Origin of the sequence: Streptomyces sp. NPDC101393, assembly GCF_044767385.1 — a bacterium.
Lineage (GTDB): Bacteria > Actinomycetota > Actinomycetes > Streptomycetales > Streptomycetaceae > Streptomyces.
This window is the reverse complement of the sequence record NZ_JBIWNU010000001.1, coordinates 196,449-209,148: the sequence shown is the minus strand read 5'-3', so window position 1 is coordinate 209,148 and position 12,700 is coordinate 196,449. Positions and strand designations below refer to the sequence as shown.

The 12,700-nt window shown below is 71.8% G+C and carries 9 protein-coding genes; 8 read left to right on the top strand and 1 reads right to left on the bottom strand.

What is annotated here, in order from left to right:
• The first annotated feature begins 36 nt into the window (after positions 1–36).
• The 4 genes from ACIRQ7_RS00895 to cimA all read left to right on the top strand — a co-directional run bounded on the left by ACIRQ7_RS00895 (position 37) and on the right by cimA (position 5,749).
• Complete coding sequence (locus ACIRQ7_RS00895; RefSeq protein WP_401463359.1) at positions 37–1,077, top strand: agmatine/peptidylarginine deiminase; 1,041 nt, start codon at positions 37–39, stop codon at positions 1,075–1,077.
• A gap of 32 nt (positions 1,078–1,109) precedes the next feature.
• Complete coding sequence (locus ACIRQ7_RS00890; RefSeq protein ID WP_401463361.1) at positions 1,110–1,733, top strand: TetR/AcrR family transcriptional regulator; 624 nt, start codon at positions 1,110–1,112, stop codon at positions 1,731–1,733.
• Between the two features lie 684 nt (positions 1,734–2,417).
• Positions 2,418–3,749 (top strand): MFS transporter, encoded by a 1,332-nt coding sequence (locus ACIRQ7_RS00885; RefSeq protein WP_404258914.1) that lies wholly within the window; start codon positions 2,418–2,420, stop codon positions 3,747–3,749.
• Between the two features lie 347 nt (positions 3,750–4,096).
• Positions 4,097–5,749, top strand: coding sequence for a citramalate synthase (gene cimA / locus ACIRQ7_RS00880; protein ID WP_401463365.1), 1,653 nt, complete (start codon positions 4,097–4,099; stop codon positions 5,747–5,749).
• A 115-nt stretch (positions 5,750–5,864) separates the two neighbouring features.
• On the opposite strand, the gene ACIRQ7_RS00875 is transcribed toward cimA, so the two are convergent.
• Positions 5,865–6,503, bottom strand: a complete 639-nt coding sequence (locus tag ACIRQ7_RS00875) for a YceI family protein (protein ID WP_404258912.1) — start codon at positions 6,501–6,503, stop codon at positions 5,865–5,867.
• 198 nt (positions 6,504–6,701) lie between these two features.
• Here ACIRQ7_RS00875 and ACIRQ7_RS00870 point away from each other — a divergent pair, with 198 nt between their 5' ends.
• The 4 genes from ACIRQ7_RS00870 (at position 6,702) to ACIRQ7_RS00855 (ending at position 12,645) form a co-directional block, all read left to right on the top strand.
• Entirely contained in the window at positions 6,702–9,188 is a 2,487-nt protein-coding gene (locus tag ACIRQ7_RS00870) for a polysaccharide lyase 8 family protein (protein ID WP_404258910.1), read from the top strand.
• A 275-nt stretch (positions 9,189–9,463) separates the two neighbouring features.
• Positions 9,464–11,047 carry an acyl-CoA carboxylase subunit beta gene (locus tag ACIRQ7_RS00865; protein WP_401463371.1) on the top strand — a complete coding sequence of 528 codons (1,584 nt, stop codon included), beginning with the start codon at positions 9,464–9,466 and terminating at the stop codon, positions 11,045–11,047.
• A 55-nt stretch (positions 11,048–11,102) separates the two neighbouring features.
• Positions 11,103–11,315, top strand: coding sequence for an acyl-CoA carboxylase epsilon subunit (locus tag ACIRQ7_RS00860; protein ID WP_401463373.1), 213 nt, complete (start codon positions 11,103–11,105; stop codon positions 11,313–11,315).
• A 673-nt stretch (positions 11,316–11,988) separates the two neighbouring features.
• Complete coding sequence (locus ACIRQ7_RS00855; protein WP_401463375.1) at positions 11,989–12,645, top strand: DUF4360 domain-containing protein; 657 nt, start codon at positions 11,989–11,991, stop codon at positions 12,643–12,645.
• Positions 12,646–12,700: the final 55 nt, after the last annotated feature.

The following is a 12,700-nucleotide window of genomic DNA, read 5'->3' as shown; positions in this document are numbered from 1 at the left end:
CCACCCCGCCCCTCCCCGCGAACGTGAGGACCCCGCATGAACACCCCCGCCGCCGACGGCTTTTGCATGCCCCCGGAGTGGGCCCGCCACGAGCGCACCTGGATGGCCTGGCCCGGCGCCAACTTCACCTTCGGGGAGGACGGCGGCGAGGCACTCGCCGAGGCCCGCGGCGCCTGGGCCGCGGTGGCCCGCGCCGTACGCCGCTTCGAACCGGTCACCGTCGTCGCGGGGACGGGGCAGGCCCCAAGTGCCCGCGCGCTGCTCGGCCCGGACATCGAGGTCGTCGAGCAGCCGCTGAACGACGCCTGGATGCGCGACATCGGCCCGACCTTCCTCACCGACGGCAACGGCCGCCTCGGCGCCACCGACTGGGTCTTCAACGGCTGGGGCGCCCAGGACTGGGCCCGCTGGGAGCACGACGCCGAGATAGCCTCGGCCGTCACCGAATTCGCCGGCGCCCGCCGCTACGCCACCTCCCTGGTCAACGAGGGCGGCGGCATCCACGTCGACGGCGAGGGCACCGTCCTCCTCACCGAGACCGTCCAGCTCGACCCGGGCCGCAACCCCGGCCGCACCATGGAGGAGGTCGAGGCGGAGATCCACGCCCACCTCGGCACCACCAAGGCCATCTGGCTGCCGCGCGGACTCGCCGCCGACTACGGCCGGTTCGGCACCCGGGGCCATGTCGACATCGTCGCCGCGTTCGCCCGCCCCGGCGTCGTCCTCGTGCACACCCAGCCCAACCCCGACCACCCCGACCACGCCATCTGCAACGAGATCGCCAAGCTGCTGCGCTCCGCCACCGACGCCCGCGGCCGGCAGCTGGAGGTGGTCGAGGTACCCGCCCCCACGGTCATCGAGGAGGACGGCGCGCTCGTCGACTACTCCTACATCAACCACTACCTCTGCAACGACGGTGTGGTGCTCTGCGGCTTCGACGACCCGCGCGACGAGCACGCCGCCGGAATTTTCCGCCGGCTCTTCCCCGACCGCACGGTGACCCTGGTGGACGCCCGTACGATCTTCGCAGCGGGTGGCGGAATCCACTGCATCACCCAGCAGCAGCCCAAGGTCTGACCCGCAGGCCCAGCCGACCTCGGAGGTCCCCCGTGCCCGGACCCGTGCCCGCGCGCCGTCCCCGGCGACGGCTCAACCAGCCCCGCGAGCAGGTGCTGGCGGCGGCGATGACCACCATCGCCGCCGAGGGCCTGGACCGGCTGACCATGGCCGGGCTGGGCCGCGAGGTCGGCATGAGCAGCGGCCACATCCTCTACTACTTCGGTACGAAGGACGAGCTGCTGCTGCAGACCCTCCAGTGGAGCGAGGAGCAGCTCGGCGCCGAACGCCGGGCCGCCCTCTCGCGCCGCGTCCCCGCCCGCGAGCGGGTGGACGCCCTCGTCGACCTCTACCTCCCCGAAGGCCACCGCGACCCGCGCTGGACCCTGTGGCTGGAGGTCTGGAACCGCTCCCAGAACGCCGACGAGGAAACCCGCGAACGCCAGCTCGACCTCGAACTCGCCTGGCACCGCGACCTGGTCGCCCTCCTCGTCGAGGGCATGTCGAAGGGCGAGTTCCGCCCCGTCGACGCCGAACGCTTCGCCACCCGCACCCGCGCCCTCCTCGACGGCTTCGGCACCCATCTGGTGGTGGGCCTGCCCGGGACGGACCGGGCACAGGTGCGGCGCGATGTGACGGAGTTCCTGGACGAGTCGCTGTCCGTGCCGCAGGAATGACCGACGCCCGGTCCTGAACGGACGCGTGAGCCGCGCCGAGACCTCGTCCCCAGGACGAGGTCTCGATGCGTTTCCACTCCACCGTTACGGCTCCCACAGCCCGGCCGGCGTACGGAGACGGCCCTCACGCCTCCCGGCGGAAATGGCTGCGGTACACCTCGACGGCTTGCTCCGGCGGATAGTTGGGCAGCGCGCTGACCTCGCCGTCCGCCTTGGAGATCACGATGTGGGAGCCGCCGGATCGCGCGGACCGGCGGCGGGATCCCTGGGCGGGAAGACGGGATACACGAGGTAGCCGATGTCGAATTCCTGAACGTGCAGGGTCGGTTCCTCCCCGCCCGGCCAGACCCTCGGGAAGGGGTTGCGGCCGATCTCCCACGCCTCCGCGGCACTGCCGGGAATCGGTCGCTGTCCTGCCGGGGGGTTGCGGTTCGGACATATCGCTTCTTCCTCGTTTCTCGGGCTGCAGCCGGCACGGGGCGGAGGCCGGGGCGATGACGCGCATCCGGATGCCCCGGAACCCGTTCGACGTGCCCCGGGGCCGCAGGGGCGCGGTGCGGCGCCACTGGTCCCGTGTCGGTTCCGGGCCGCGGCCTCACCGTGACCACAACGCACGTAAGTACCTACGATCGTTGCCTCCTGTGCTCTTGCCCAGGGCCCCCGGGTCCGAGACCGTGAGCGGCTATGGGACGAGAGCAGTGGAAGAAGATCTGGGTCGGCTCGGCCGGCAACATGGTGGAGTGGTTCGACTGGTTCGTGTATGCGAGCTTCGCCGTCTACTTCGCCGATTCGTTCTTCCCGAAGGGGAATGACACCGCGAACCTCATGAACACCATGGGGATCTTCGCGGTCGGCTTCTTCATGCGTCCGGTGGGCGGCTGGGTGCTCGGCCGGATCGGGGACCGCAAGGGCCGTAAGGCCGCGCTCACGCTGACGGTCACCCTGATGTCCGCGTCGGCGATCCTGATCGCGGTCGCGCCCACCTACGACGTGGCGGGTTACGGCGGCGTCGCCGTGCTGCTCGTCGCGCGGATGCTCCAGGGGCTGTCGGTCGGTGGCGAGTACGCGGCCAGCGCCACCTATCTCACCGAGGCCTCGGCCCCCGGCCGGCGCGGGTTCGCCTCCAGCTTCCAGTACGTGTCGATGACCGCGGGGCAGCTGCTCGGGCTCGGCCTGCAGATCGTCCTCCAGCGCACCATGTCCGACGAGGCGCTGCACAGCTGGGCCTGGCGGATCCCGTTCATCGTCGGCGCGCTCGGCGCGGGCGTCGTCTTCTATCTGCGGCGCAACATGCTGGAGACCGAGGTCTACGCCGGGGACGACGCGGCGAACGCGGACCCGGACCGTGGCACGCTCAAGGCGCTGCTGGCGCACAAGCGGGAAGCGTTCCTGGTCATCGCGCTGACCATGGGCGGCACGGTCGCGTACTACACCTACACGACCTACCTCACCAAGTACCTCTCCAACAGCGCCGGGATGGAGAAGTCGACCGCCTCGCTGGTCAGCTTCTGCGCGTTGTTCCTGTTCATGTGCCTGCAGCCGCTGGCGGGCAAGCTGTCGGACCGGATCGGCCGCCGCCCGCTGCTGATCACCTTCGCGGTCGGCTCGACGTTCCTGACCGTGCCGATCATGACGCTGCTGCGGCACGTCGGCGGCTTCTGGCCCGCCCTCGGCCTCTCGCTGCTGGCCCTGGTCATCGTCACCGGCTACACCTCGATCAACGCCTGTGTGAAGGCCGAGCTGTTCCCGACCGGCATCCGCGCGCTGGGCGTCGCCCTGCCGTACGCGATCGCCAACGCGCTCTTCGGCGGCACCGCGGAATACGTCGCTCTGTGGTTCAAGGAGGGCGGCATCGAGTCCGGCTACTACTGGTACGTCGCCGGCTGCGCCGCCGTCTCGCTGATCGTCTACGTCACGATGCGGGAGACCCGCACCATCGACCTCCAGCGGGTCGGCAAGGACGCCGAGGGCGCGCGGAGCGGCAAGGACGGAGCGCGCAGCAAGGCCTCTGCCTGAGCCGGCCGGCTGTCCGGCGGCGGCCCCGCACCGGGGCGTCGCCGGACACCGCCGCCCGCATCGTGAGACGCCGTTCCCCGGCCGGCGGACGCGTGCCAGACTGCCCCCGTGCTCTCGTTCGCCATGATTATTGGCAGCAGGCGCGCCGGTCCGCAGTGACCGCCCCGTACATACCGAGTACGGCGCGGCCATCGTCGTCCCAGACCCGCGCGCAGACCTCTCGCACCCGCGAGAGGTTTTTTCGTTTCCGGCCCACCCGTCACCGGAAACGGAGCGCGAGGGATCATGGAGGGACGGTGGAGCCGGTCATTCCGGTAGACCGAGATCCCGACAGGAGCCAGACCAGCATGACGGACGTACACGAACCCTCCTCGTCCCCGCACCCCGGCCCGCAGAGCCCGGTGTCCGACGACTTCCATGTGTTCGACACGACGTTGCGCGACGGCGCACAGCGCGAGGGCATCAACCTGACCGTCGCCGACAAGCTGACCATCGCCCGGCACCTGGACGACTACGGGGTCGGCTTCATCGAGGGCGGCTGGCCCGGCGCCAACCCCCGGGACACCGAGTTCTTCCAGCGCGCCCGCGAGGAGATCGACTTCCGGCACGCGCAGCTCGTGGCGTTCGGCGCCACCCGCAAGGCCGGCGTACGCGTCCAGGACGACCCGCAGGTCGCCGCGCTCCTGGACTCCGGAGCCCCGGTCATCACCCTCGTCGCCAAGTCCCATGTCGGGCATGTGGAACTGGCCCTGCGCACCACGCCCGAGGAGAACCTCGCGATGGTGGCGGACACCGTCGCCTACCTGCGCGGCCAGGGCCGCCGGGTGTTCCTCGACTGCGAGCACTTCTTCGACGGCTACGCGCTGGACCCGGTCTACGCCAAGCGGATCGTCCGGACCGCCTCCGACGCGGGCGCCGATGTCGTGGTGCTCTGCGACACCAACGGCGGCATGCTCCCCGCGCAGGTCACGGCCGTGGTGCGGACCGTCCTCGCGGACACCGGGGCGCGCCTTGGCATCCACGCGCAGGACGACACCGGCTGCGCCGTCGCCAACACCCTCGCCGCAGTCGACGGGGGCGCCACCCACGTCCAGTGCACCGCCAACGGTTACGGCGAGCGGGTCGGCAACTCCAACCTCTTCCCGGTCGCCGCCGCCCTGGAGCTCAAGTACGGGCGCCAGGTGCTGCCCGAGGGCAAGCTCGCCGAGACCACCCGGATCTCGCACGCCATCGCCGAGGTCGTCAACCTCACCCCCTCCACGCACCAGCCCTACGTCGGCGTCTCGGCGTTCGCGCACAAGGCCGGGCTGCACGCCTCCGCGATCAAGGTCGACCCGGACCTGTACCAGCACATCGACCCGGCGCTGGTCGGCAACACCATGCGGATGCTGGTCTCCGACATGGCCGGCCGGGCCTCGATCGAGCTGAAGGGCAAGGAGCTGGGCATCGACCTGAGCGGCGACCGCGCTCTGGTCGGCCGGGTCGTCGAGCGTGTCAAGGAGCGTGAACTGGCGGGCTACACCTACGAGGCCGCCGACGCGTCGTTCGAGCTGATGCTGCGTGACGAGCTGCAGCGGGCGGCCGGCGAGGGCCCGCGCAGCTACTTCCGGGTGGAGTCCTGGCGGGCGATCGTCGAGGACCGCCCGGACGGTACGCACGCCAACGAGGCGACCGTGAAGCTGTGGGCGAAGGGCGAGCGGATCGTCACCACCGCCGAGGGCAACGGCCCGGTCAACGCCCTGGACCGGGCGCTGCGTCTCGGCCTGGAGCGGATCTACCCGCAGCTCGCCCACATGGAGCTGGTGGACTACAAGGTCCGCATCCTGGAGGGCCGGCAGGGCACCGGCTCCATCACCCGGGTCCTGGTCTCCACCAGCGACGGCCGGGGTGAATGGTCCACGGTCGGCGTCGCGGAGAACGTCATCGCCGCCTCCTGGCAGGCGCTGGACGACGCCTACGCGTACGGGCTGCTGCGGGCCGGGGTGGAGCCGCAGGAGTAGCCGGCCGACCGGGTACGGCACGCGCCGCGGCCCCGCGCCGGCCCTCGGGGGAGGGACCGGCGCGGGGCCGCGGCGCTTCGGGGCGGGCGGGCGCTCACCCGGCGGGCCCGTGGGCTCAGGCCGCTTCCGGTGCCGCCTTGACCGCCGAGATGTCGAAGGTCAGCTTGACCTTGTCGCTGACCATGACGCCGCCGGTCTCCAGCGCGGCGTTCCAGGTCAGGCCCCAGTCGGAGCGCAGGATCTCGGCGCTGCCCTCGAAGCCGACCCGCTCGGCGCCGTAGACGTCGGTGGCCGAGCCGTTGAACTCCAGGTCGATGGTGAGCGGCTTGGTGACGTCCTTGAGGGTGAGGTCGCCGGTGACGCGGTAGCGGTCCCCGCCGACCTGCTCGACGGCGGTGCTGCGGAAGGTCATCAGCGGGAAGGTGTCGGCGTCGAAGAAGTCGCCGCCGCGCAGGTGGCCGTCGCGGTCGGCGATGCCGGTGTCGATGCTGGCGATCGTGACGTCGAGGCTGGCGGAGGAGCGGGCCGGGTCGGCGCCGTCGAGGTGCAGCGTGCCCTCGTGCTCGCCGAAGGCGCCCCGCACGTTGGTGACCATCGCGTGCCGGACCGTGAAGCCGATGCTGCTGTGCGCGGGGTCGACGGTGTAGTCGCCGGTCAGCGCGGCGAGCGCGGGGTCCGCGTCAAGGACGGCTGCGGTCCCGCCGTGGGCGGCGCGGTCGGCGGTCTCGGTGCGCTTGCGGTGGAACAGAGCCATGGCTCCTCCTCGAAGACATTTTGTTTAACCTTCAACGAGATTCACTGTAGCGATATCTGGTTCAACATTCAACCGTTCTCTGGGCTGCCGCCGCCCGGTGCCCGTCGCAGCCCGTTCCGGCGCGGTCATTGCCGCTGCGCCGCGGCCCGTGCTAGACCATCGGAACGCCGCCAAGTGGTCTGCACCACTGTCCAGTTGATGCTCCGGAGAGGATCGACCGTGCCGCCTGCGTCCGCCTCGTCCGCCTGGTCCCGCCGAGGATTTCTGACCGCCACCACCGCGAGCGCGCTCGGCCTCGGGGCCGGTGCCACGCCCGCACACGCCGCGCCCCCCGCGACCCCGGATCCCGCCTCCGGGACGGAGTACGACACCCTCCGCGGCCGCTGGACGGAGCTCGCCCTCGGCTCCGGATTCGACCCCGCCGCCGCGCCGTACGCCGCCGCCCTGAAGGAGACCGGCGACTTCGCCCGCACCTTCCGTACGGGCATGCGGCCGGCCGGCGGATCGCTCTGGCCCGACTGCCCGTACGACCCGCCGGCCGGCATCACCCGCAGCTACCAGCGGCTGCACACCATGGCCGAGGCCTACGCCCAGCCCGGCACCGGCCTCACCGGTGACGCCGGACTCGCCGCCGACATCATCAACGGCCTCGACCACCTCGAAGCCACCGTCTACAACACCGCCACCACCCGCTACGGCAACTGGTGGGAATGGCAGATCGGCACCCCCAGACTCCTGCTCGACACCATCGCGCTCCTCGACCAGCACCTCCCGGACGGCGGCATCGGCGACGACCTGCGCACCCGCGCGCTCGCCGCCGTCGACCACTTCGTCCCCGACGCCATGCTGGGCGACTACACCGGCACCAGCACCGGCGCCAACCGCGTCGACCTGTGCCGCGTCGTCGCCCTGCGCGGCATCCTCGGCCGCGCCCCCGACAAGATCGCGCTGGCCCGCGACGCGCTCGGTCCCGTCTTCCCGTACGTCGGCAAGGGCGACGGCCTCTACGCCGACGGCTCCTTCGTCCAGCACATCTGGGTCGCCTACTCCGGCACCTACGGCAACGTCATGCTGGACGGCCTCGGCCGGCTCTTCACCCTGCTCGCCGGCTCCACCTGGGAGGTCACCGACCCGGGCCGCCGGATCATCTTCGACAGCGTCGAGCACGCCTACGCCCCGCTGCTCTACAACGGCCTGATGATGGACAGCGTCAACGGCCGTGCCATCAGCCGCGGTTACCTCGTCTCCGACGAACGCAAGGTGATGCGCAGCGACCACTTCCACGGCCATGCGCTGATCGCCGCCATCGCCCTGCTCGGCGGCGCCGCGAGCGAGACCGAACGCACCCGCTGGAACGCCATGGTCAAGGGCTGGATCGCCCGCGACCGCACCCTGCCGGTCCTGACCGACCGGCAGTACACCGTCGCCGACCTCGCCCGCCTCCAGCAGATCGCAAAGAGCCCCGGGGCCGCCGCCCCCGAGAGCGTCGGCCACCACCTCTTCGCCGCCATGGACCGCGCCGTGCACCGCCGCCCCGGCTGGGCCGCCGGCCTGGCCATGGCCTCCGACCGCATCACCTACTACGAGAACGGCAACGGCGAGAACCCGCGCGGCTGGCACACCGGCGCCGGCATGCTCGCCTGGTGGGGCGCCGACTTCGGGGGCGACCAGTACACGGACGCCTTCTGGCCCACCGTCGACCCCTACCGGCTGCCGGGTACGACGGTGTCCACCAAACGGCTCGCGGACAACGAAGGCGGCGGCTGGGGCGAGCCGAAGCCCGCTGCCCGCTGGGTCGGCGGCAGCACCGACGGCGAATTCGCCGCCCTCGGGCAGGACCTCCGCGGCCTGTCCTCCACCCTCACCGCCAAGAAGTCGTGGTTCTGCCTCGCCGACACCGTCGTCTGCCTGGGCGCCGGTATCAGCTCACGCGACGGCGTGCCCGCCGAGACGGTCGTCGACAACCGCGCCCTGGGGGAGTCCGGCACCGCCGTCCTCACCGTCGACGGCGTCCGCCTGCCCGACGCCCTCGGCGAGACCACCGCCCTCCGGGGCGCCCGCTGGGCCCATCTCGCCGGGCACGGCGGCTGGGTCTTCCCCGGATCCTCGGGCCCGGCGCCCCTGAAGATCCTGCGCGAGGACCGCACCGGTGCCTGGCGCGACATCAACACCGGCTCCTCACCGGCCCGCCTCACCCGCCGCTACCTCACCCTCTGGCACGACCACGGCACCGACCCCACGGACGCCGGATACGCCTACCTCCTCATGCCGGGCGCCACCCCGGGCGCCCTCGCCGCCCGCGCCGCCGACCGGCGCTGGCTCACCGTGCTCGCCAACGACGCGGACCGGCAGGCCGTCGCCGTCAACTCCCTCGGAGTAACCGCCGCGAATTTCTGGCGGCCCGGCCGCGCGGGACCGCTCGGCGCCGACGGCCCGGCGAGCGTCCTGGTCCGCGAACACCGGCCGCAGGGCGCGGCCGGACCCCGCGCGCGGACGGCACAGCTCTCCGTCGCCGCACCGGAACGCACCGGCGGGAGTCTGGAAATCACCTGGTCCCGGCGGCTGCGCGGGGTGCTCTCGCACGACCCGTCCGTCGAGGTGCTGACGGCCGGCGACACCCTGCGGCTGCGCATCACCCCCGGTACCGCCTGCGCCACCCACAGCTGCACCGTCGCCCTCCTCTGACCGCGGCGCCCCGTCTGCCGCCTCGCGTGCACCCGCCCGTCGCTCCCCGTACGACCGCCCGCCGGCAATCCCGCTCACTTTCACGGATCGTGACAACGCCACTCCGGCTCCGTTTGTGGGGCCCATACAGATGACGGATGGCCCATCCACCCATTTGGAGGCCCGGACGCAGCGCGTCCACAGGACGCTTCTGTGACGCCTGCCCACCAAATCGCACTCGACGTTGTACGAAACCGACATCGGTCCGAGGGCCCTCGGCCACGTACCGTCGATACATGACCACTGTTGAAGATGTGCCCGCCGGCGCCAACGACGCCCGCGGGCGCGTCGCCGAACTGCACGCCATCCGTGAGCAGGCTCGGCGAGGCCCCAGCGAGCGTGCCACCGAAGCGCAGCGTGCCAAGGGGAAGCTCACGGCGCGTGAGCGGATCGAGCTGCTGCTGGACGAGGGCTCGTTCAACGAGGTCGAGCCGCTGCGGCGGCACCGCGCGACGGGCTTCGGCCTGGAGGCGAAGAAGCCGTACACCGACGGCGTGATCACGGGCTGGGGCACCGTCCACGGCCGCACCGTCTTCACCTACGCGCACGACTTCCGGATCTTCGGCGGGGCGCTGGGCGAGGCGCACGCCACCAAGATCCACAAGATCATGGACATGGCCATCCAGGCCGGTGCGCCGCTGGTCTCGCTGAACGACGGCGCGGGCGCCCGTATCCAGGAAGGCGTCTCGGCGCTGGCCGGCTACGGCGGCATCTTCCAGCGCAACACCAAGGCGTCCGGCGTCATCCCGCAGATCAGCGTGATGCTCGGCCCCTGCGCGGGCGGCGCGGCCTACTCCCCGGCCCTGACGGACTTCGTCTTCATGGTCCGCGAGACCTCCCAGATGTTCATCACCGGCCCGGACGTGGTCCGCGCGGTCACCGGTGAGGAGATCACCCAGAACGGCCTGGGCGGCGCCGATGTGCACGCCGAGACCTCCGGCGTGGCGCACTTCGCCTACGACGACGAGGCGACGTGCCTGGAGGAGGTCCGCTACCTGATCTCCCTGCTGCCGGCCAACAACCGCGAGAACCCTCCGACGGTGCCCTGCGAGGACCCCGCCGACCGCCCCGGCGACGCCCTCCTGGACCTGGTCCCGGCCGACGGCAACCGCCCCTACGACATGCGCAAGGTCATCGAGGAGATCGTCGACGACGGCGAATACCTCGAAGTCCACGAGCGCTGGGCCACCAACATCATCTGCGCGCTGTCCCGCCTGGACGGCCGCGTGGTGGGCATCGTCGCCAACCAGCCCCAGTCGCTGGCCGGCGTCCTGGACATCGAGGCGTCCGAGAAGGCCGCCCGCTTCGTCCAGCTCTGCGACGCCTTCAACATCCCGATCCTCACCCTCCTGGACGTCCCCGGCTTCCTGCCCGGCGTCGCCCAGGAGCACGGCGGCATCATCCGGCACGGCGCGAAGCTGCTCTACGCCTACTGCAACGCCACCGTCCCGCGGATCTCGATCGTGCTGCGCAAGGCCTACGGCGGCGCCTACATCGTCATGGACTCGCAGTCCATCGGCGCCGACCTGACCTACGCCTGGCCCACCAACGAGATCGCCGTGATGGGCGCCGAGGGCGCGGCCAACGTCATCTTCCGCAAGCAGATCGCCGAGGCGGACGACTCCGAGGCCATGCGGGTGCGCATGGTCAAGGAGTACAAGTCCGAGCTGATGCACCCGTACTACGCGGCCGAGCGCGGCCTCGTCGACGACGTCATCGACCCGGTCCAGACCCGTCACACGCTGATCCGGTCCCTGGAGATGCTGCGCACCAAGCACGCGGACCTGCCCGCCCGCAAGCACGGCAACCCGCCCCAGTAAGCCCACCGCAACCGCACCCGGCACTGCGCCACCGCGACGACGGAGACGAACGAACGTGAACCCTGCCGACAGCATCAGCACCGCCCCGATCCGCGTGGAGAAGGGTCAGGCCAGTGAGGAAGAGCTGGCCGCCCTGACCGCCGTCCTCCTGGCCCGCGCGGCGCACCGCCCGGCCACCGCCCCGGCCCGCCCGGGTGCCACCGCCGCCCGCTGGCGCCGCCTGGAGCGCCAGTACGGCTTCCACGGCGCGAGCAGCTGGCAGCGCTGACCCGCACCGCACCCGCCGGCGCCTCGCGCACGACGGCAGCGGCCCCGCACCGATGAGGGTGCGGGGCCGCTGCCGTCGTGCCCCGCCGGAGCCGCAGCCCGCTCCGGTCACCGAGACGGCCCACGCGCCCACCGCCACCGAGGGCCGCCGGGTCCGGGAAACCCGGCCGCGGCCGCCATGCGGCGCCATCGAACCGGTCATCCCCGCCGCACCCGGCAGCCCCCGCCGCGCGCGGCCCCGGAACCCCTCCGGCCGCCGCGTCCGCCCACCCGTCGCGGCGGTCCGTCCGGGCCCGCACCCGGCGTCGTATCCGGGGAGCCGGCAGCCGCGTCCGACCACGGGAGCGCAGTCCCCGCCGGGCCGCCCCCACGCACGGCACCCACATGACCGTGACCGCGACCGCCCCCCAACGGGCCGACGAGCAGCGGCAATCGGGGCCCGGCATGCCTCTCGGCGCGACCGCTCACCGGGGCAGGACCGGCCGCGCCACGCGGTGGGCGAGGTCCCGTGGGGCTGATGAGGTTGGCGCCGGCGGCCGAATCGAGGCGTAGGTTCGCCTCAACCCTGGGGAGCGGAGCTGTGCAAGGGCAGCTCTCCGTGTTGGCATGCGCTGGTCATCCCGCTCCTGGAGTTCCCGCGCCGCGGGTCCTAGGACGACCGGAAGGAAGAGCCCATGCTCAGCACGCTCAGTGCTGGTGCCGCAGTGGCATCATTGCTCCTCGCCGGATCGGCATCCCCCACAACGGCCGTGCGGTTCGGCGACGAACCGCCGACCGGCAAGATCACCATTACCGTCGCGACGGTCAACGGCTCGGGCTGCAGACCCGGCAGCGCCGCGGTGGCCATCGCACCCGACAACACGGCGTTCACCGTCACCTACAGCGAATACCTCGCGCAGGCGGGCGGCAGCAGCAAGCCCACCGACGCCCGCAAGAACTGCCAGATCGCGCTGAACGTCCATGTCCCGCAGGGCTTCACCTACGCGGTCGCCAGGGCCGACTACCGGGGCTACGCCTCGCTGTCCCCGGGCGCCACGGGGCTGGAGCAGGCGAGTTACTACTTCCAGGGCCAGCAGGAGACGGCCCGCAAGAGCCACAGATTCAGCGGTCCCTACGACGCCAACTGGCAGTCGTCGGACGAGACCGACGTCGACGCGCTCGTGTACGCGCCCTGCGGGGAGGAGCGCTACTTCAACATCAACACCGAGCTGAGGGTGGACGCCAAGTCGGCGAAGTCCGCGGACACCAGCTTCATGGCCATGGACTCCACCGACGGCAGCATCAACACGCTCTATCACTTCGCATGGAAGGAGTGCCCCGCGCGCACCTGACCCGGGGCGGTGACCAGGGGCCCGTGCGCGGTGCGTGCGGGCCTCCGGACGGGTC

What these genes read in the sequence shown, in the direction of transcription:
- cimA (WP_401463365.1), top strand. Translation starts at nt 4,097, where the DNA reads ATGACGGACGTACACGAACCCTCCTCGTCCCCGCACCCCGGCCCGCAG.
- ACIRQ7_RS00885 (WP_404258914.1), top strand. Translation starts at nt 2,418, where the DNA reads ATGGGACGAGAGCAGTGGAAGAAGATCTGGGTCGGCTCGGCCGGCAAC.
- ACIRQ7_RS00875 (WP_404258912.1), bottom strand. Translation starts at nt 6,503, where the DNA reads ATGGCTCTGTTCCACCGCAAGCGCACCGAGACCGCCGACCGCGCCGCC.
- ACIRQ7_RS00870 (WP_404258910.1), top strand. Translation starts at nt 6,702, where the DNA reads ATGCTCCGGAGAGGATCGACCGTGCCGCCTGCGTCCGCCTCGTCCGCC.
- ACIRQ7_RS00855 (WP_401463375.1), top strand. Translation starts at nt 11,989, where the DNA reads ATGCTCAGCACGCTCAGTGCTGGTGCCGCAGTGGCATCATTGCTCCTC.
- ACIRQ7_RS00895 (WP_401463359.1), top strand. Translation starts at nt 37, where the DNA reads ATGAACACCCCCGCCGCCGACGGCTTTTGCATGCCCCCGGAGTGGGCC.
- ACIRQ7_RS00865 (WP_401463371.1), top strand. Translation starts at nt 9,464, where the DNA reads ATGACCACTGTTGAAGATGTGCCCGCCGGCGCCAACGACGCCCGCGGG.